Genomic DNA, 19,470 nt, shown 5'->3' with positions numbered 1-19,470 from the left:
TGTGCGCCGGGTACATTAATAACTAACGATGCAATCAGGAGGGGAAGAAATGATTGTGCTTTTCATTATTGCTATTATATTAGCGTTAATTTATCTCGATGGCAAGCTCGGAATGTTTGCTTTCCAGCATAAAAACAAAAAAATCGTCTATCCGCGGCGCCTTAGCGACATTTCTTTTTTCATCAACGGAACGCATCTTTTTTCCGATTATTTTGCGGAGATTCGCCAGGCGAAACATCATATTCACATTTTGTTTTACATCATTAAGGATGATGAGACGAGCCAGCCGTTTTTCCAATTGCTAAAACAAAAAGCAAAGGAAGGGGTTCGCATCCGCCTTCTCGTCGATTGGGTGGGAAGCTTTAGCTTGCCAAAATCGTTGATTCGTTCCTTAGAGGCAAGCGGCATCGAATTCGCCTACACACGTAAACCGCGATTTCCGTTTTTCTTTTACCGGCTCAATCGGCGCAACCATCGAAAAATTACGGTGATCGACGGAAAAATTGGGTATATCGGCGGCTTTAATATCGGTAAGGAATACGTTGGGAAAGATCCGAATTTCGGAGAGTGGCGTGATTATCATTTAAAAATTACCGGCGAAGGGGTTCATGATTTGCAAACACAGTTTTTGCGCGACTGGGAAGAGGCGACGAAAACTGCCATTGCCAAAGGCGAATATTTTCCTCCTCTTCAAGCAGGCACAATCACCCACCAACTGATCGCAACGAACGGTCATGGGCTAGAAAAGCACTTTATCGATGTCATCGGCCGCGCCAAAAAAGAAATTATTATCGGCAGCCCCTATTTCATTCCTAGCCGCTCGGTAATGAACGCGCTGCTCGATGCCCTTCGACGCGGCGTCGACGTGACGGTTCTCGTCCCGCTAAAGGCAGATCACTTATTTGTCAAAGAAGCAGCCTATCCTTATTTTTACCGTCTATTGAAAGCCGGAGCACGTATTTACCGCTTTTATCAAGGATTCTATCACGCGAAAACGATGGTGGTGGATGCGGAATGGTGCGATATCGGCACCGCCAACTTTGATAAGCGAAGCCTGTTTTTGAATTGCGAAATCAATTGTTATATATACGACCGCCATTTTGTTCACAAAGTCAAAAAAGCGATTAAGCACGATCTAGCCCGCTCGGAAGCACTGACGCTCGATTTTTGGAAAAAACGCACGTTATGGGACCGCGGCAAAGAATCGATATCGACTCTGCTTTCCGCTTGGCTGTAAAAAACAATGTTGAGGGGACCGCCCTCAACATTGTTTTATTTCCAAAAAATGCTTATCCATTCAAATATTTTCATCCCTAAATATACTCCAACGATTCCAGCAATGCCGGCTAAAGCTGGCGGAGCAGGAATCGGCAAACGGAACAGCGTAAATAAAAAGCCGACCACTGCCCCAGTCAACAGCGATAAAATCACTTCTTTCATTCTCTATTTCCTCCATGTTGTCTTTTTCATCATTATGCCCATAAGAAAGAGGGGTCACACCGCCCCCTCTGTTATTGTAGAAAAATATCTTTCATCGTGATGACATTTTTGCGGCAGAATGGATGCGCTCCTTCCCGCCGGGATGGGCGCCTTTTGTTCACCGCCATCGTTTCTTACATTTTTTCCGGAGCCGATACGCCGATCAATGCCAAGGCGTTTTGCAGCGTGATTTGCACTGCCTTCATGAGCGCCAAGCGCGCCCGGCTTTTTTCGACGTTTTCCGGATCTAATACTTTTTCCGCATTGTAAAAGCTGTGCAGTGCCGATGCGAGCTCGAACACATAGCCGGTCACGCGGTGCGGCATCCGTTTCAAGGCTGCTTCTGCCACTACGCTTGGAAACTCGCCAAGCTTTTTCAACAGCTCGATTTCTTTTTCCGTTTGGATATAATCGAGCTGCAAATCCCCTTCATACGACAAGTTTTGCTCTTCGCCTTGGCGGAGAATGCTAGAGACGCGGGCATGGGCGTATTGCACATAGTACACCGGATTTTCATTCGATTGCGACACGGCCAGATCCATATCAAAATCCAAATGCGTGTCGCTCGAGCGCATCGCAAAGAAGTAACGGGTCGCATCCAAGCCGACCTCTTCCATTAATTCGCGCATCGTCACCGCTTTGCCGGTGCGCTTGCTCATTCTGACCCGTTCGCCGTTTTGGTACAAGTTAACTAATTGGATAATTTCCACTTCTAATGCATCCGGGTCATAACCGAGCGCCGCAATCGCCGCTTTCATCCGCGGAATATAGCCATGATGGTCCGCGCCCCAAATGTTAATGATTTTTTCAAATCCGCGGCGAAGCTTATCTTGGTGGTAGGCGATATCCGGCAGCAAATACGTATACGTACCGTCTTTTTTGATTAACACGCGGTCTTTATCATCGCCAAATGTTGTCGAGCGGAACCATGTCGCCCCGTCTTTTTCATAAATATGGCCGCGCTCGCGCAGCACCGCCAGCGCTTCGTCAATTTTCCCGCTCGTATATAAGGAGGTTTCCGAATACCATACGTCGAACGAGACACGGAAATCAGCCAAATCTTTTTTAATCTTTTCTAATTCATATTTGAGTCCGTATTCGCGGAAAAAGGCAAGCCGCTCTTGTTCGTCGGTATGAACAAATTTATCTCCGTACTCCTCGGCCAGCTTTTTCCCGATCTCCACAATATCTTCGCCGTAATAGCCGTCTTCCGGCATGGCTTTCTCGATGCCGAGCGCCTGAAAGTAACGGGCTTCGACTGATTTGGCCAAGTTGTAAATTTGGTTGCCGGCATCGTTAATATAATATTCGCGCGTTACGTCAAATCCGGCTTTTTCTAAAATGTTGCATAGCGAATCACCGACCGCGGCGCCGCGGGCATGGCCTAAATGCAAATCGCCGGTCGGATTGGCGGAAACAAATTCAACTTGCACTTTTTGCCCGTTTCCGACATTCGTCTCCCCGTAGGCCTGCCCTGCTTGAATGATCGCTGGGATCAGCTCTGTCAAATAACGGTTATCCATATAAAAGTTAATAAACCCTGGACCGGCAATGTCAATCTTGGCGATGGACGCTTTTGTCCGGTCAAAGTGCTGTACGATTGCTTCCGCGATCACCCGCGGCGGTTTTTTGGCAATGCGGGCCAGCTGCATCGCCATATTCGTGGAATAGTCGCCGTGCGCTTTTTCTCTAGGCACTTCTAAAATCACATCCGGCATTTCTTCCGCTTTTGCAAGCCCGGCGCTAATGACAGCGTGTTTAATTTCCTCTTTAATCCGTTCTTTCATCTGTTCAACAATGTTCATCATCTATACCCCCTTAAACATAATCGTCATCGCGTGGCGTCCTGTTTGTTCATTTTGCATCTGCAGTTGGTACGATACAAACAATCGGCCTTTTTTCCGCTTATCATCGTAATGAAACTCGATTTGATCCGTTTTTGTTTTCATCGTCCACTGCCCAAATGAAGTGCGGTAATGGCCGGTCGTTTCCTCCGTTTTGCGAAATGCATGGCGCATATGCACCGCACCGGAACGCATGACCAACACTTCGTCATTTGTTATTTTGACGACCGTGCGGATGCTGCCAATTTCTTGCTGTTCCTCAAAATGCAAATACATGGCGTTTTCTTTTATGTAGTAAATCCCTTTTGCTTCCAACACAACCGTTTCTTTGCGCACCCCGTCACGAATATCGGTAACTTGTTTCAGCTGCATCGGGATTCCGTTTTGTTTCTCCATCGAGAACACGCCCTTGCTAAAAAACAGTAATAACTTAATTAAGTATAAAGGAATTATTTCCGTCTATTCAAGAGGAGAAGAAAGTATGCTGGCATACGTCGCAAAGAAAATTGACCTCTAAGCGCGTTTTCTTCCGCTTTTTTGGCGCCAATCGGCTAGATTTTTTGCATAAGAAAGCGCCATCGCAAGCGGGATGGCGTTTTGAGCAAATATATTTATGATTGTTTTACATTTTGCAACACATTGACCGCAAAGACAATGACAGCGATGACGACAAGCGTTCCGCCAAGGGCCGTAACTGGTATCCATGCATTGTGTCTATAAACGACAAAAATAAGGCCGATCATCATGAGCGGCAAGCCGATATTATGAAGCCAAAAGTGGGTTTTTGCTAGTTTCGTTGCCGCTGCTTGCGGGAATAAATGATAAATAATTCCAGCCAGCGTTAACGCGGTCCAGCCAAGCAAGTTGATGTGGACGTGAACCGGGGTCAACGTAAACGAGTGGGAAATCGACATGTACAGTCCTAAACATACCCCAATCGTAAAATAAACGGCGGAAATTTTAATAAGTCGTATCCCCATTATAATCCCCCTAAAACTATGATAATGATACTACACTATATTATTCCATACAGGTCTATATTCCTAAAAAAATCCCGACTCCATTTCTAGAGTCGGGATTTGCCATTATCGGCGTTTTGGCACCCAGCCGAGAATCATTTCGCGAATGAGTTTGCTTGCGGTGTTAGCCGTTTGTTCGGAATGGTCATAAATCGGCGCCACTTCCACTAAATCAGCGCCAACGACACGGATATTGGAGTTGGCGATTTCATGAATGGCCGCTAATAGTTCTTTCGATGTAATGCCGCCGGCATCGACCGTTCCCGTGCCCGGCGCATGGGCAGGGTCCAAAACATCGATGTCAATCGTCACGTACACCGGACGCCCGGCCAGCTTCGGCAGTACTTCCTGAAGCGGCTTGAGCACTTCAAATTTCGCAATGTACATGCCGTTTTCTTTCGCCCATTCGAACTCTTCTTTCATGCCGGAACGAATGCCGAATGAAAAGACGTTTGTCGGACCGATTAAATCCGCCACTTTGCGAATCGGCGTCGCGTGGGACAGAGGCTCGCCCTCGTAATGCTCACGCAAGTCGGTATGGGCGTCCATATGGATCACCGCTAAATCCGGATATTTTTTATATACCGCTTTAATGACCGGCCAGGACACGAGATGCTCGCCGCCGATGCCAAGCGGAAATTTATCTGCGGCTAAAATTTTATCGACAAAGTCTTCGATGATATCTAAACTGCGCTGCGCGTTTCCAAACGGAAGCGGAATATCGCCGGCGTCAAAATATTTGACTTCTCCAAGTTCGCGGTCTAAATACGGGCTGTATTCCTCCAGCCCAATCGACACTTCGCGAATGCGGGCCGGACCGAAACGGGAACCGGGACGGTAGCTTACCGTCCAGTCCATCGGCATCCCGTAAATCACCGCTTCGCTTTCCTCAAAATTCGGGTGGCTTCCGATAAACACATTGCCCGAATACGCCTCATCAAATCTCATGATGCCATCCCCCTCATTTCAATAAATCAGCGACAAATTTCGGCAATACAAAGCAGGCTTTATGCAGCTCTTTTGTATAGTATTTTGTCTCAATATCATGAAAGCGCTCATCGCTTACTTCCAGCGGATCGTATTTTTTCGAACCGATTGTAAACGTCCAAAGCCCGCTTGGATAGGTCGGGATGTTTGCGGTATATAGACGCGTAATCGGGAAAATTTCACGAACGTCGCGGTATACGTTGCGGATTAAATCCGCCTTAAACCAAGGGTTATCAGTCTGGGCGACAAAAACGCCGTCTTCTTTCAACGCTTTGGCGATACCGGCATAAAAGCCTTTCGTAAATAAATTTACCGCTGGGCCGACCGGTTCTGTCGAATCGACCATAATGACATCGTATTCATTTTCGCTTTTTGCAATATGCATAAAACCGTCATCCACTTTGACTTCGACGCGCGGATCATCAAGCTTTCCGGCGATCTCCGGCAAATATTTTTTCGAGCATTCAATGACTTTGCCATCAATTTCGACAAGCGTCGCTTTTTTGACGCTTGGATGTTTCAGCACTTCGCGGATGACACCGCCGTCACCTCCGCCGACAACAAGCACATTTTTCGGATTTGGATGGGTGAACAGCGGAACGTGCGCCACCATTTCGTGGTAGACAAACTCATCCCTTTGCGTTGTCATTACCATTCCATCCAAAATAAGCATGTTGCCGAACTCTTCTGTTTCGACCATATCTAGCTTTTGGAATGGGGTTTGTTCTGTATGTAAAGTACGTTTAATTCTCGCTGTAATGCCGAAATGCTCCGTCTGTTTTTCGGTAAACCATAGTTCCATATCGGTAACATCCTTTCTTCCAACTTTACTTCAGCTATTTTCATCTTTCCCTGGTAAAGAAAAACTAAACATGAAAAAGTATAGAGCAATCTAGCAAAAATGCAAGGGGAACTTGATAGAAAAACGTTTAAAATAAAAAAAATTTTTTCATACTAATACAAATACGGTTATAACATTATGAGGTGATGAGCGTTGGAAATTATTCCAAGCAGCCGGTTTCGTGGAACATGGAAATACATTCGGGCGTTCGCCTTTATTAGTATCATCCTAGCAATCTTGTCGGCCGTTATGCTTGGCGGCTTCATCTTATTTGCGAAAATCCAAGGCGCTCCTCCGGTAGCGGTGCCGCAAACAACGATTTTTTATGCGGATGACGGAACAAAGATCGGTGAAAGCGACAACGGCCAAACGCGCTACTGGGTCCATCTCGATGACATCTCTCCTTATGTCGCGCAGGCAACGATTGCCGTAGAAGACCGCAAGTTTTACGAACATCACGGCTTTGACATCAAGCGGATTATCGGCGCCGTCGCCGCGGATATTAAAGCGATGGCGAAAGTGCAAGGAGCGAGCACGATCACCCAGCAATACGCGCGCAATTTATTTTTAACTCACGATAAGACATGGACAAGAAAATTGCAAGAGGCGCTGTACACGATCCGCCTTGAAGCCAATTACAGCAAAAAGCAAATTCTCGAAGGATATTTGAACACGATTTACTATGGCCATGGCGCTTATGGAATCGAAGCGGCGGCCCGTTATTATTTCGGCAAGCATGCCAAAGACCTTACGCTAAGCGAAGCGGCGATGCTGGCGGGCATCCCGAAAGGGCCGTACTATTACTCTCCGTTTGTTGATGAAAAACGCGCCAAGGCACGGCAAAAAACGGTGTTGCTGTCGATGGTACAGGCCGGATACATTAGCAAAAAGGAAGCGGAGCAAGCATATAAAGACAAGCTGGTCTATGCGGACCATCACGAAATGAAACAAAAAAATATCGCACCTTATTTTCAAGACGTTGTCAAACATGTGCTGCACAATCAATTAGGACTTGACGAACGAACCATTGAGCTGGGCGGCCTGCGCGTGTATACATCGCTCGATCCGCACATGCAGAAAATCGCGGAACAGGAAATAAAAACGATCATTGACCCGCACTCCCAAATTCAAGCCGCGCTCGTCGCGATGGACCCACGCACCGGAGAAGTAAAAGCGCTCGTCGGCGGCAGGGACTATGAAAAAAGCCCGTTTAACCGCGCTGTGCAGGCAGAGCGGCAGCCGGGCTCCACCTTTAAACCGTTTTTATACTACGCCGCGATTCGCGAAGGTTTCACCCCTTCGACGCAAATGCGCAGCGAGCTGACGACGTTTAAGTTTGATAACGGCAAGTCTACCTATACCCCGCATAACTATAACGATTACTATGCGAATGACGCGATTACGCTCGCACAGGCGATCGCCTTATCGGATAACGTATTTGCCGTTAAAACCCATTTATTTATCGGTGAAAACAAGCTCGTGGAAACGGCGAAAAAGCTGGGGATTACGAGTAAATTAAAGGCGGTCCCATCGCTGGCGCTCGGCACCTCGCCGGTTAAAGTGATCGATATGGTCAAAGCCTACTGCGCCTTTGCCAATTACGGCAAAGAAGCCGAGCCTGTTTTTATTAAAAAAGTCGTCAATCAGCAAGGAGAAACCATTTACGAATACAAACCGTCTAGCAAACAAGTGCTTGATCCTGACGCCGCTTACGTCACGACCCAGCTGATGACGGGCATGTTTGACCCGAAATTAAATGATTACACGACGGTGACCGGCGAATCGATTCGCAAACAGATTACACGTCCGTATGCGGGCAAATCGGGAACAACGGAAACGGATAGCTGGATGATCGGATTTGCGCCGCAGTTAGTAGCCGGAGTATGGACCGGTTATGACCGCGGGGAAACGATAAATAGCATTACCGAAAAACAGTACGCCAAGCAAATTTGGGTGCAATTTATGGAAAAAAGCTTACAAGGAAAGCCAAAGAAAAAGTTTAAGCCGACCAAGGGCGTCGTCGGTGTATACGTCGATCCGGATAACGGCAAACTTGCGACCAACTCATGCCCAGTAAAGCGGCTTACTTATTATATTGCCGGCACCGAACCGACCGAATATTGCACAGATCATTTGTCTGACAAGAAAGGGAAGAAAAAAGAGAAAAAGAAACATTGGTTCGAAAAATGGTTCCCTTGGTTCTAGAAGAAAACCCCTCAAGCGTGATTCGCTTGAGGGGTTTTCTCGTCCTAGTTTTCTTGTGTTATACATTTAGGTTTAGTTTACCCTTTTTCCCTATAAACTACAAGTACCCGCCATAATACGTTCACAAAACTGTCACATATACAGAATTTGCGCATCCCCTCGCCTCTTTTTCGTCGCAAGTAGGACGAATCATTTCTAAAGCGCCTTATTCTCCTTCCAAACCTTTTTTCAATTCGTCGCTGGAACGATTCCACATTTCCATATCATGCTGTTTTAAAAAGTCAGCAAGCACCCGTTTCGATTTCTCATCCATATGTTCCACGATAATGTGGCGTTTTAGCGATTTGTCCAAGCGATTGACATGCTCAGGCAGCAATTTATAACCGCGGCGCGTTTCCCTATCGACCGTCATTTCGCAGGCGGTCACACCGGCATAATATGGTCCGTCTTCTCTCCACTCAATCGTGACCCAAACGATCCAGTACGGCTTTCCGTTTGGCACTTCGTCGCGGTTCGGTAAAAATTTAATGCCCCGCTCCACCGCGCTGCGGGCATGCATCGCTCCCATATCGACAAACGCCTCGCCCGCTTCGACATCAATAATTACCGGAGAAACGTTTTCCAAACTTAGCGCCCCTGCGCCAAAGCCGCGGTGGCCGTCGGTCGGATCGTCTTTAATAATATTAAACCCGATGTTTTTCTTCTTTTTTTCCATCAAAAAACCTCCTTATACCTTACATGAACAATGCGGCAAAAAATGATTGCAAATTTTCCAGGACAAATGGAACCGCCACTTGAAAAATCGGATCAATCGTATAACGGTCAAGCGGAGTTATGACCAAAATCAAAAACAGAAGCGTCCCGTAGCTTTCCCATTGCGTCATTTTCGCGCGAACGCCTTGCGGGGCTAAATCTTCGATGATCCTATACCCATCGAGCGGCGGAAACGGGAGTAAGTTAAAGATGAGCAATACCGTATTTAAGCTGATAAAAACTTGAAAAAAGAGGTCAAATCCGGCGGCAAACCAATCGGGAAGCACCCGCATGACGCCGAAATAAATCATGCTATACCAGACAAGAAACCCAAGCGCGGCAAGCAATAAATTGCTTAGCGGACCGGCGACGGATACAAGGATCCCGGCAAGACGCGGGTATTTAAAGTGAAAGCGGTTGACTGGGACGGGCTTTGCCCAGCCGAAACCAGCAAGAAAAATGAGCAACGTACCAAGCAAATCCAAATGGGCGAGCGGCGATAGCGTCAGCCTTCCCTCATTTTTGGCCGTCGGATCGCCAAATTTATAAGCGACGTAAGCGTGAGCGAATTCATGCACCGAAAAAGCGATCACCAGCGTCATTAATACATATGGAATTTCGCTTAATGAATAAGGCAATAAATGTTCCACTCTGTTTTAACTCCTTTTTCCAACATTTATTATCTAGTATACATGATTTACTGGAAAAAGTGGACTGAAGTCCTTTTTTTCATGATATAATAAACGCGACAAAGGATGACAAAAAGGAGGACCAACCCCGATGCCTTACGTAACGATCAAAATGCTCGAAGGGCGCACGGAAGAGCAGAAAAAGGCGCTTGTCGAAAAAGTGACAGAGGCCGTTGCCGAAACAACGGGCGCTTCGAAAGACAAAATTGTCGTTTTTATTGAAGAAATGTCGAAAAACCATTACGCTGTCGGCGGAAAACGGTTGAGTGACGAATAATAAGCATGCGGGCAAGGAACTTTTAGCATTGTTCCTTGCTTTTTTTATTGCGGACTTTTAAAAAAACGAATATTATTATATATGCATTTTAAAATGTTCGTTTTTTGGAGGTAAATGATGTTTAATTTAGCGAAACATAACACAAATTTAAAAACAGAAATCATTGCCGGATTTACGACGTTTTTAACGATGGTGTATATCATCGTCGTCAATCCGGTCGTATTATCGGATGCTGGCGTTCCGTTTGCGCAAGTGTTTACTGCCACGATTATCGCCACTGTCATCGGAACGCTATGGATGGCGCTTTGTGCGAACTATCCGATCGCCATCGCGCCGGGAATGGGATTAAACGCCTATTTTGCCTACTCCGTTGTCGGCTCGCACGGCAATATTTCCTATGAAGTAGCGTTCTCGGCCGTATTCGTTGCCGGAATCTTTTTCATCATTTTGTCGCTGACGCCGCTTCGCAGCAAGCTGATCGAAGCGATTCCGGAAAACTTGAAGCACGGCATCACCGCCGGCATCGGCTTGTTTATCGCCTTTATCGGCATGCGCCTCACCCACATCATTCAGGCGCATCCGCAAAACTTAGTGGCGTTAGGCAATTTGCATTCGCCATCGGTCGTTCTTACCTTGATCGGTTTGGCGGTTACACTCGTACTGATGTCGCTCGGCGTCAACGGCGCGCTCTTTTTCGGGATGGTCATCACCGGAGTGATTGCTTATTTCACGGGACAATTGAAATTTAACAAAGGCTTTGTTTCCGTGCCATCGCTTCCGGAAGGGCTTGTTGTCGCCAATCCGCTTACCGCGATCGGCGATGTCATCCATTACGGATTGTATGCCGTTGTGTTTTCCTTTTTGCTCGTGACGATTTTTGATACGACAGGAACGATGATCGGCGTGGCCCAGCAAGCCGGGCTGATGAAAGGGAAAACGATGCCGCGCGTCCGCGAAGCGTTGCTCGCTGACTCGATCGCCACAACGATCGGTGCCATGTTCGGCACAAGCCCGACATCGGCGTATATCGAATCTTCTTCCGGTGTCGCCGCCGGGGGACGCACCGGTGTTACGGCACTGACGGTCGCTATTTTATTCATGCTATCCGCCTTTTTCGGACCGCTTGTTGGCGCTGTGTCCGGCATTTCAGCGATTACGGCGCCGGCGCTCATTATCGTCGGCAGCTTAATGATGGGAAACATCGCCCGCATTCAATGGGATCAGCTCGATGAGGCATTCCCGGCGTTTCTCATCATTTTAAGCATGCCGCTCACATCGAGCATCGCCACCGGAATCGCGCTCGGGTTCATCTCGTACCCACTGCTAAAAATCACGCGAGGCAAATGGCGCGAGGTGCACCCGCTCGTATATATTTTTGCCGTTCTCTTCTTCTATCAGCTTGCCTTTCTGCCTCATTAACGCAACGAAAAAAACGAAGTCCCGCTCAGGCGTGGACTTCGTTTTTTACTTTAGCGCGCAATTTTTCGATGTAGGCATACGCCTGTTCCACTTCTTCTTCTGTGTAGCGCTGCTTGCTTTTTAATAAAAATACTTTTTCTTTTACTTCTTCCTTCGGTAAATGTTCAAAATAGAGCACCGTCGATACAAGCTCTAAAAACCGCGAATTTTGCTCATTCATCTCTTGCATGCATTCGCTTAAATGGGGCATGTCCAACTCGTAATGGTTTAAAAACTGCATGCCCGCTTCCGTCAGCGTGTAGCGATATTGAAAATAACCGCCTTTTTTCTCTTTTACTTCGTGCAAAAACCCTAAATCACAAAGCTCCTCAATCCGGCATGTTAATTCTTCCGAATACGGTCCGTAAAAATGAAAGTCAAATTTTTCATAAAACGGAAACTGCAATTTTTTCGCGATGTAAATCATTTTTTGCAGCTTTTTGCGACCGACGATTTCCCCAGCTGCCGCCAGCGCCTTCATCACTTTCGCATGCTCTGTGAACACTCCCCGTCATCTCCTAACCCTCTAAAATTTCGATAATTTTTTTCTTTGTCGTCCGCTTTGTGGAAAAATCATAAATGAAATCAGCTGGAAAATATAGCTTGTGATCGGTTCTGCGCTTGCCGGAAATCGCGTCGACAAGCACCGACTCCCGCGACAGCTCACGAAGCTCTCCGTTCGGCATCAATAAATAAATCGGCAGCCGCTCCCCTTCTTCGCCGGGGCGGTAAAAGTCATACGGCAAATCGGATGAAGAATCAACCACTAAGTAATATTCCGGATCAATGCCCGCTTTTTTAAATAGGCCGGTCAGTTCGATCAGTTTGGTCATCTGCTCGTTCGTTGGATTAAATTCGACATATTTAAATAAATGGCGGTTGACAAAACGGCGGCACAGATCGCTTAAAATCGCATCGCGTTCGTGTTGCCACTGTTGAAAATAAAACAAGATCACCGCCTCATCGAGCTGCAAATAATCTTGCAGCTCTACCGTCCCGGTAAAAAACGAATAAAAATGAACCGGCTTCGTCTGGAACTCATACCCTTCTTCAAACAGCTTTTTTGCCCGATGCAAAATTTTCGTCAAAATGACTTCGGCGCTGCGCGTCACCGGATGAAAATAAACCTGCCAATACATTTGATAGCGGCTCATAATATAGTCCTCGACCGCGTGCATGCCGCTGCGTTTAATGACGACTTGGTCTTCGCGCGGACGCATGACGCGCAAAATCCGTTCCATATCAAAATTGCCGTAGCTGACGCCGGTGTAGTACGCATCCCTAAGCAAATAATCCATCCGGTCGGCGTCGATTTGGCTGGAAATCAAGCTGACAACAAGCTTATTCGGATACGTTTTGGCGATGACTTCCGCCACTTTTTTCGGAAAATCGTCGCTGACGCGGCGGAGCACGGCGTTCACTTCCGTATCCCCTAAAATAATGGCCTGGGTGAAATCTTCATGATCGAGCCGAAACACTTTTTCAAAAGAGTGAGAGAACGGCCCGTGGCCTAAATCGTGCAACAGCGCCGCGCATAAGCAAAGTAGCCGCTCGCTATGGTCCCAATGTTCGCGGCCAACAAACACATCATCGATAATACGGCGAATAATTTCATAGACGCCAAGCGAATGGTTAAAGCGGCTATGCTCGGCGCCATGAAACGTCAAATACGTCGTGCCGAGCTGTTTAATGCGGCGCAATCGCTGAAATTCTTTCGTTCCGATCAAATCCCAAATCACTTTATCACGAACGTGTATGTACCGATGCACTGGGTCTTTAAATACTTTTTCTTCACTCAGCTGCCCGCCGGGATATGCCATGTTATCCCCTCTTCCATTTCTAACATGAATCTATTATAAGCCGTTTTCTTTTATAAAGAAATACTTGATTTCTCCTTCTTTACTTCTCATTATTTCCTAAAAATAGAAACAAAAAATCACCTTCTCGTCAAAAAAGAAGGCGATTTTTTAGCTTTTCTTTAATTTTTCAGCAATTTTCTCAATCAGCTCATCCTCTGTCAACGCTGCGACCGGGCGGTTATTGACAAAGGCAAACGTTTTTTTGCGGCCTGGACCGCAATACGACTGGCAGCCGATTTTAATCGTCGCATTAGGATCCAACTTTTTCAAACGCGGAATTAACGTTTTCAAATTTGGCGCTTTGCAGTCATCACAAACGCGAAATTCATTTGCCATGCTGGCTCACCTCTTCTCTGCGCTCGCTTGCGTTTGTTTACACTATCGTGTATTCTAACGCTTCTTTTTGCCTATTGCAAGTTTGTTGACTTCCGACCTCCCTTCCATTTACTTCCCCTATTATGCTTCCATCATGCGGTTCGTTTGCAATTCTTGCAATTTTTGATTCATCGAAACTAAAAAATGTATAAGATTTACTATTTTTGTCTATGCTTCTACTACCAAACAAGAAAAAAAGGGAGTTGAGAATGATGAAGCAACGACAAGATGCATGGACAGAAGAAGATGATTTGCTATTAGCGGAAACGGTGCTGCGCCATGTGCGAGAAGGAAGCACACAGCTAAACGCCTTTGAAGAAGTCGGCGATAAATTAAACCGGACATCGGCGGCCTGCGGGTTCCGCTGGAATGCGGTCGTCCGGCGCCGTTACGAACAAGCGCTGCAGCTTGCCAAACGGCAGCGCAAAGAAAGACAGCGGCTTTTAGGCAAACAACAAGGCGGGAAGAAAAAGTTGCTGTACAATCCTCCCGCTCCTTCGCTAGCAGAAATCGGGGAGATCGCCCAATTGCCGGCGGTTGTACCTTCTGCTAGTGGATCATCATCGATTACATTAGACCAAGTGATTTCCTTTTTGCAAACGTTAAAAACGGCTCACCGCCGGCACGAAGTATTGACAAAAGAAAATGAACGTCTGCGCAAAGAAAATGAAGAAATGCGAACGAAAAATAAAGAATTAGAAAAGAAAATTGCCAAACTAGAAGAAAACTCTTCCACGATTCAAGAAGATTATGAAACATTAGTAAGAATTATTAATAGAGCCCGCAAGCTTGTTTTGCAAGAAGAAGAGGAGCGCCAGGCGCTCAAATTCCGCATGGACCAAAACGGGAATTTGGAAAAAATCGCAGAATAATAACGGCTGCCCTGGGCAAACGGGCAGCCGTCATCATGTAGCGAACGCTTTTTCATTGCGGCGGACGATGCGTTCCCAATAATACTCGTATAAAGACAGCTCTTCTTCCGTCAGCGTCGAGGAGTACAGCTTTCCGCCAAACGACTGGAGCGTACGCAATAAAAGAAGCATCACGGCCGGGATGGTCAGCTCGTCCCCAAGCAATTCCGAAAGCGACGCCATTGTGCTTGGAACAATGATCGGATAAGAAAACTTCGTCGCCTCTCCTTGCAATCCAAGCTCATAAAAACGGCGGATTAACTCGGCGCGCGCCGAGCCGCTTCCATTGATGCATAAATAAATTTGCACCGCCACGCCGCCGCGCACGCGCCGCTGCGAAATGCCCGCGAATTTTTTGCCGTCAATGCTGAGATCGTAACTGCCCGGACAATACGAACCGACGATTTCCCGCGCTTCAATCACTTTACCGTAAGACGAAAACATCGCCTTGATGAGCTGCCACATCGCTTCATATCCTTGATGGATATCAATCGCTTTCGCCGTTTCCGGAAAAATGAGCGATATATTGAGCACCCCTTCATCGAGCACGACGGCAAGCCCGCCGGAATTGCGGACGATCACCTTGTATTCGTTTGCTTCTAAAAAAGACACCGCTTCCTGCAGATGGGGAAGCTTTGTATCTTGAATCCCTAACACGACCGTATTGTGATGCACCCATGTGCGGGCGACGGCATCAGACTGTCCCGTTCCCACCGATGTGCAAAGCGTATCATCGATGGCAAACGATTGTTTTGCGTCAAACATCGGGCCGAAATGCGATTGGTCGATAATGCGCCATTGCGCCTGCTGCAACAATTCATGGACCATTGCGCTTTTTCTCCTTAGCAAGTAATCTGAAAAAAATTATATCATATACGGAAAAAAGGATGACGGTCATTGTCATCCTTTTTCCGCGTCACAGCGATTGCGCTGCGGTAATGAGCGCCAGTTTGTATACATCTTCGGCGTTGCAGCCGCGCGACAGGTCGTTCACCGGCTTATTCAGCCCTTGCAAAATCGGGCCGATCGCTTCAAAGTTGCCAAGGCGCTGGGCGATTTTGTAGCCAATGTTCCCCGCTTCTAAGCTTGGGAAGATAAATACATTCGCATCGCCTTGAATGACAGAATCCGGCGCTTTCTTTTTCGCCACGGACGGAACGAACGCTGCGTCGAATTGAAACTCGCCGTCTAACACTAAATCCGGCGCCATTTCTTTCGCGATTCGCACCGCTTCAACGACTTTTTCCGTTTCCGGCGATTTTGCCGATCCTTTTGTCGAAAAGCTTAACATCGCCACGCGCGGTTCGATATCGAACATTCTTGCCGTATTGGCGCTCTCAACGGCGATTTCCGCTAAATCTTGGCTGTCCGGGGCAATGTTAATCGCACAATCGGCAAACACGTATTTCTCGTCGCCGCGCGCCATAATAAATACGCCTGACGTTTTACGGACACCTGGTTTCGTTTTAATAATTTGCAATGCAGGTCTTACTGTATCGGCAGTCGAATGGGCAGCACCGCTCACTAATCCGTGCGCCTGATCCATATAGACAAGCATCGTGCCAAAATAGTTTTCATCAAGAAGCAATTGCCGCGCCGTTTCTTCGGTCGCTTTTCCTTTACGGCGCTCAACAAACGCGGCCACAAGCTCGTCCATTTTCTCGTATTGCCGAGGGTCGATGATTTCAACATTTTCAAGCGTCAAGCCGAGCTCATTCGCTTTTTGTTTTACCGCCTCTTTATTGCCGATGACAATCGGTACGACAAGCTGTTCTTGCACCAGGCGGCTGACCGCCGTTAAAATGCGCTCATCAAGACCTTCCGGAAAAACAATTTTCCGTTGTTTTCCTACTAATTTTTCTTTTAAGGCAGAAAATAAATCGCTACTCACGAACGAATCCTCCTCAATGTATGAAATCCCTATATACTAGGATACTCTTATTATGTAGAAACGCAACCGAGTTAAGCACTTACAATAAATAGTCGCTTTATTAAAATAATTCAGTTTACGGATTTTCACATAATTTTAACAATGCGACATGCAAGCGTTTCATGGCTAAACTATGGTATAGTGAAACTGTAAACTACATAAAACAAGGAGTGAACGATATGAGCGAAGCGGCACAAACACTCGATGGCTGGTATTGCCTTCATGATTTCCGCACCATCGACTGGAGCGCGTGGAAAACGTTAACAAGCGATGAGCGTGAAGCAGCCATTCATGAGTTTTTATCATTAGTCGAAAAATGGCAAGAAACAGAAGATAAACAGGAAGGAAGCCACGCTATTTACACGATCGTCGGGCAAAAAGCCGATATTATGTTTATGATTTTACGTCCGACGATCGAAGAATTGAACGACATCGAAACGGCGCTAAACAAAACAAGACTGGCCGAATTTTTGGTGCCGGCCTATTCTTACGTTTCCGTTGTCGAGCTAAGCAACTACTTAGCGTCCGGCAATGAGGACCCTTATCAAATTCCGGAAGTGCGCCGCCGCCTCTATCCAATTTTGCCAAAAACGAAGCATATTTGCTTCTATCCAATGGACAAGCGCCGGCAAGGCAATGACAACTGGTATATGCTTTCCATGGAAGAACGGCGCAATTTAATGCGCGCCCATGGCATGACTGGCCGCAAATATGCCGGCAAAGTGACGCAAATTATCACCGGCTCCGTCGGCTTAGATGACTTTGAATGGGGCGTTACATTATTCTCCGATGACGCTTTGCAATTTAAAAAACTTGTTTACGAAATGCGCTTTGATGAAGTGAGCGCCCGCTATGGAGAATTCGGGTCGTTCTTTGTTGGAAACCGTTTAACAGTAGAAAAAGTGCCGTTATTTTTACATGTGTAACCCCGACGGGGATGCATGCTTTAAGCATCCCCGATTTTTTTTTGGACAATCCCCGTTTTTCTGTCATATCCCGTTTTTCTTTCCCATAAATATAAAATCAGAAATTCGTTTATAAATTTGTCACCATTTCCCGCTTCCGCAATAGCCTATTATTGTCGAGAAAAAAGACAGTTGAGGTGACGACATGGCTGTTGTTGCACATACAGAGGAAGACGTAAAACTGTTGGCAAGGCTGATGCGGGCAGAAGCAGAAGGTGACGGACGGCTTGGCATGTTAATGGTAGGAAACGTCGGAGTAAACCGTTGCATCGCTGATTGCCTTGACTTTCGGGGGATACGCACCATCCGCCAAATGGTGTTTCAAAGCCCAGGCGGTTTTGAAGCAGTTCAAAAGGGCTATTTCTACCAAAGAGCAAGAGACATCGACATTCAATTAGCCCGTCAAGTGATTCGCGGCTGGCGATACCATCCGGCCACCAATGCGCTATGGTTTTTTAAACCTCCAGAGGGCGCAGATTGTCCACCGCAGTGGTTTGGCCAATGGAACACCGGTCGTTATAAGTCGCATTGTTTTTATGCGCCAACACCGAGTGATTGCCCAAGAGTATATTAAATTTTCATGGAGGAGGTTCCCCTATGTCCACAAATTCATATGAAAACGCATTTCACCCGCTAGATGATGAACGACAACAACCATATCAACTTTATCAACCTTATCAGCCGTATCCATATGGCTATATGTATCCACAAGCCTACTATCCAATGGCTTATCCATACTACCAACAACCAATGATGACACCAACTCCTGCGTTTGGCTTGCAGCCGCCTTCGTTCGCAATGCAAACACCGACAACGGTGAGCCAGCCGTCCATTCCGGGGATGCTGCCAATTGAAGAGTCCTACATTGAAAACATTTTGCGCCTCAACAAAGGAAAAATGATTACCGTATATATGACGTTTGAAAACAACCGGGAATGGAACGCAAAAATATTCCGCGGCAACATCGAAGCCGCGGGGCGCGACCATTTGATCTTAAGCGATCCGCAGACGGGAATGCGCTACTTATTGCCGATGATTTATCTTGATTACATCGTGTTTGAAGGGGAAATTGCCTATGAATATCCGTTTGCTGGAGCGACGGCGCAATTGAGCAGCTATTCCCCGCGATAACCGCAAAAAATAAGGTTGCTAGCCGCAACCTTATTTTTTATGCCATCCCCGTGCTGCCCCGCCTTTGAAAAAGCTTCAACCTGGACGCACATTCTCCCGATTATGTGATGCCAATCACACTTAGCCCGCATCCCACATTGTATAATGGTCTCGAACAAAGCAAAAGAGGTGACCCGGCATGGCCTGGGTAGTTCATAAAATTCTATTGGGAATGCATATTATCCTCGCGATGATTTGGGTAGGAGGCATTTTCTTTATCGGTTGGGGGATCTATCCCGCAGCGAAAACGATGCCGGCTTCCCAGCAGCAGCTATTTTTTCGTTCTCTTATGCAATGGACGCATTGGCCGCTTACATTGGCAGGCTCCGGAGTGATCATAACCGGCATTTTGCTCGGCACCGTCGCTGGACCAATCCGCCATTGGCATGACTTGTGGAACACGACATACGGCCATATATGGCTGGCCGCCCTTCTCATCGGTCTTGTTACCTTGGCATGGGGAGTGTTTGTCGGCTATCGGCAGGCAATAAACATTTTTACCGACGATTCCCTTTGGCAACAAGCAGAAAGCGGTGACTCCGTGCCGTTGGCGAAGGCAATGGCGACCGTCGTCGCCGTAGAGTCGGTAGAAGTCATCGGCTTTGTCGCTTTGATCATCTGTATGCTTTTGCTGCGCTGATAGAAACGTACTTACGCTGCAAGGAGGTGAACAGATTGGGCATCACGAAGGAACATCGTTCTGGTTAT

At 46.9% G+C, this 19,470-nt stretch carries 22 protein-coding genes; 9 read left to right on the top strand and 13 right to left on the bottom strand.

Annotation, left to right across the window (positions count from 1 at the left end; genetic code table 11):
• Positions 1-49 precede the first annotated feature (49 nt).
• Positions 50-1,237 (top strand): cardiolipin synthase, encoded by a 1,188-nt coding sequence (gene cls, locus BDD39_RS01855; RefSeq protein WP_166907629.1) that lies wholly within the window; start codon positions 50-52, stop codon positions 1,235-1,237.
• A gap of 35 nt (positions 1,238-1,272) precedes the next feature.
• On the opposite strand, the gene BDD39_RS01850 is transcribed toward cls, so the two are convergent.
• From BDD39_RS01850 to speE, 6 genes are all read right to left on the bottom strand, one after another.
• Positions 1,273-1,440 carry a XapX domain-containing protein gene (locus BDD39_RS01850; RefSeq protein ID WP_166907627.1) on the bottom strand — a complete coding sequence of 56 codons (168 nt, stop codon included), beginning with the start codon at positions 1,438-1,440 and terminating at the stop codon, positions 1,273-1,275.
• A gap of 173 nt (positions 1,441-1,613) precedes the next feature.
• Positions 1,614-3,284, bottom strand: a complete 1,671-nt coding sequence (gene argS / locus BDD39_RS01845; protein ID WP_166907625.1) for an arginine--tRNA ligase — start codon at positions 3,282-3,284, stop codon at positions 1,614-1,616.
• Positions 3,285-3,287: 3 nt separating this feature from the next.
• Positions 3,288-3,719, bottom strand: a complete 432-nt coding sequence (locus BDD39_RS01840) for a YwiB family protein (protein ID WP_166907623.1) — start codon at positions 3,717-3,719, stop codon at positions 3,288-3,290.
• Between the two features lie 215 nt (positions 3,720-3,934).
• The gene (locus BDD39_RS01835) at positions 3,935-4,303 is read right to left on the bottom strand and encodes a cytochrome-c oxidase (protein WP_166907621.1); all 369 of its coding nucleotides are present in this window, start codon (positions 4,301-4,303) and stop codon (positions 3,935-3,937) included.
• 105 nt (positions 4,304-4,408) lie between these two features.
• Positions 4,409-5,290, bottom strand: a complete 882-nt coding sequence (gene speB, locus BDD39_RS01830) for an agmatinase (protein WP_166907619.1) — start codon at positions 5,288-5,290, stop codon at positions 4,409-4,411.
• Between the two features lie 13 nt (positions 5,291-5,303).
• Positions 5,304-6,131 carry a polyamine aminopropyltransferase gene (gene speE / locus BDD39_RS01825; RefSeq protein WP_166907617.1) on the bottom strand — a complete coding sequence of 276 codons (828 nt, stop codon included), beginning with the start codon at positions 6,129-6,131 and terminating at the stop codon, positions 5,304-5,306.
• A gap of 192 nt (positions 6,132-6,323) precedes the next feature.
• On the opposite strand from speE, the gene BDD39_RS01820 reads away from it, so the two are divergent.
• Positions 6,324-8,375: a transglycosylase domain-containing protein gene (locus BDD39_RS01820; RefSeq protein WP_166907615.1), complete on the top strand. Its 2,052-nt coding sequence runs from the start codon at positions 6,324-6,326 to the stop codon at positions 8,373-8,375.
• A gap of 205 nt (positions 8,376-8,580) precedes the next feature.
• Here the strand turns inward: BDD39_RS01820 and BDD39_RS01815 are convergent, their stop codons facing one another.
• Positions 8,581-9,090, bottom strand: coding sequence for a YwhD family protein (locus tag BDD39_RS01815; RefSeq protein WP_166907613.1), 510 nt, complete (start codon positions 9,088-9,090; stop codon positions 8,581-8,583).
• A gap of 19 nt (positions 9,091-9,109) precedes the next feature.
• Entirely contained in the window at positions 9,110-9,778 is a 669-nt protein-coding gene (locus BDD39_RS01810; protein WP_166907611.1) for a site-2 protease family protein, read from the bottom strand.
• Between the two features lie 130 nt (positions 9,779-9,908).
• Between BDD39_RS01810 and BDD39_RS01805 the strand changes: the two genes are divergently transcribed.
• Both BDD39_RS01805 and BDD39_RS01800 read left to right on the top strand, forming a co-directional pair.
• A complete protein-coding gene (locus BDD39_RS01805) occupies positions 9,909-10,094 on the top strand; it encodes a 2-hydroxymuconate tautomerase (protein WP_166907609.1) in 186 nt (61 codons plus the stop codon).
• Between the two features lie 117 nt (positions 10,095-10,211).
• The gene (locus tag BDD39_RS01800) at positions 10,212-11,513 is read left to right on the top strand and encodes an NCS2 family permease (protein WP_166907606.1); all 1,302 of its coding nucleotides are present in this window, start codon (positions 10,212-10,214) and stop codon (positions 11,511-11,513) included.
• 25 nt (positions 11,514-11,538) lie between these two features.
• On the opposite strand, the gene BDD39_RS01795 is transcribed toward BDD39_RS01800, so the two are convergent.
• The 3 genes from BDD39_RS01795 to BDD39_RS01785 form a co-directional block, all read right to left on the bottom strand.
• The gene (locus tag BDD39_RS01795; RefSeq protein WP_166907604.1) at positions 11,539-12,057 is read right to left on the bottom strand and encodes a YwgA family protein; all 519 of its coding nucleotides are present in this window, start codon (positions 12,055-12,057) and stop codon (positions 11,539-11,541) included.
• 13 nt (positions 12,058-12,070) lie between these two features.
• Complete coding sequence (locus tag BDD39_RS01790; RefSeq protein ID WP_166907602.1) at positions 12,071-13,372, bottom strand: HD domain-containing protein; 1,302 nt, start codon at positions 13,370-13,372, stop codon at positions 12,071-12,073.
• A gap of 147 nt (positions 13,373-13,519) precedes the next feature.
• On the bottom strand, positions 13,520-13,747 hold the full coding sequence (locus tag BDD39_RS01785) for a YuzB family protein (protein WP_166907600.1): 228 nt from the start codon (positions 13,745-13,747) through the stop codon (positions 13,520-13,522).
• A gap of 251 nt (positions 13,748-13,998) precedes the next feature.
• On the opposite strand from BDD39_RS01785, the gene BDD39_RS01780 reads away from it, so the two are divergent.
• Entirely contained in the window at positions 13,999-14,658 is a 660-nt protein-coding gene (locus BDD39_RS01780) for an RsfA family transcriptional regulator (protein ID WP_166907598.1), read from the top strand.
• A gap of 33 nt (positions 14,659-14,691) precedes the next feature.
• On the opposite strand, the gene lipL is transcribed toward BDD39_RS01780, so the two are convergent.
• Both lipL and pta read right to left on the bottom strand, forming a co-directional pair.
• A complete protein-coding gene (gene lipL / locus BDD39_RS01775; RefSeq protein WP_166907596.1) occupies positions 14,692-15,525 on the bottom strand; it encodes an octanoyl-[GcvH]:protein N-octanoyltransferase in 834 nt (277 codons plus the stop codon).
• A gap of 88 nt (positions 15,526-15,613) precedes the next feature.
• On the bottom strand, positions 15,614-16,588 hold the full coding sequence (pta, locus tag BDD39_RS01770; RefSeq protein WP_166907594.1) for a phosphate acetyltransferase: 975 nt from the start codon (positions 16,586-16,588) through the stop codon (positions 15,614-15,616).
• A gap of 218 nt (positions 16,589-16,806) precedes the next feature.
• Between pta and hemQ the strand changes: the two genes are divergently transcribed.
• From hemQ to BDD39_RS01750, 4 genes are all read left to right on the top strand, one after another.
• Positions 16,807-17,553: a hydrogen peroxide-dependent heme synthase gene (gene hemQ, locus BDD39_RS01765; protein ID WP_166907590.1), complete on the top strand. Its 747-nt coding sequence runs from the start codon at positions 16,807-16,809 to the stop codon at positions 17,551-17,553.
• A 184-nt stretch (positions 17,554-17,737) separates the two neighbouring features.
• Positions 17,738-18,166, top strand: coding sequence for a cell wall hydrolase (locus BDD39_RS01760; RefSeq protein ID WP_166907588.1), 429 nt, complete (start codon positions 17,738-17,740; stop codon positions 18,164-18,166).
• Between the two features lie 23 nt (positions 18,167-18,189).
• Positions 18,190-18,723 (top strand): spore coat protein GerQ, encoded by a 534-nt coding sequence (gene gerQ, locus BDD39_RS01755; protein WP_166907586.1) that lies wholly within the window; start codon positions 18,190-18,192, stop codon positions 18,721-18,723.
• Positions 18,724-18,901: 178 nt separating this feature from the next.
• Positions 18,902-19,402: a hypothetical protein gene (locus BDD39_RS01750; RefSeq protein WP_166907584.1), complete on the top strand. Its 501-nt coding sequence runs from the start codon at positions 18,902-18,904 to the stop codon at positions 19,400-19,402.
• The last annotated feature ends 68 nt before the right edge of the window (positions 19,403-19,470 follow it).

The sequence above is a fragment of the Saccharococcus thermophilus genome (assembly GCF_011761475.1).
In the GTDB taxonomy this organism is placed as follows: domain Bacteria; phylum Bacillota; class Bacilli; order Bacillales; family Anoxybacillaceae; genus Saccharococcus; species Saccharococcus thermophilus.
Note: the sequence above shows the minus strand (reverse complement) of the source record. Positions and strands in the feature narration are given on the sequence as shown.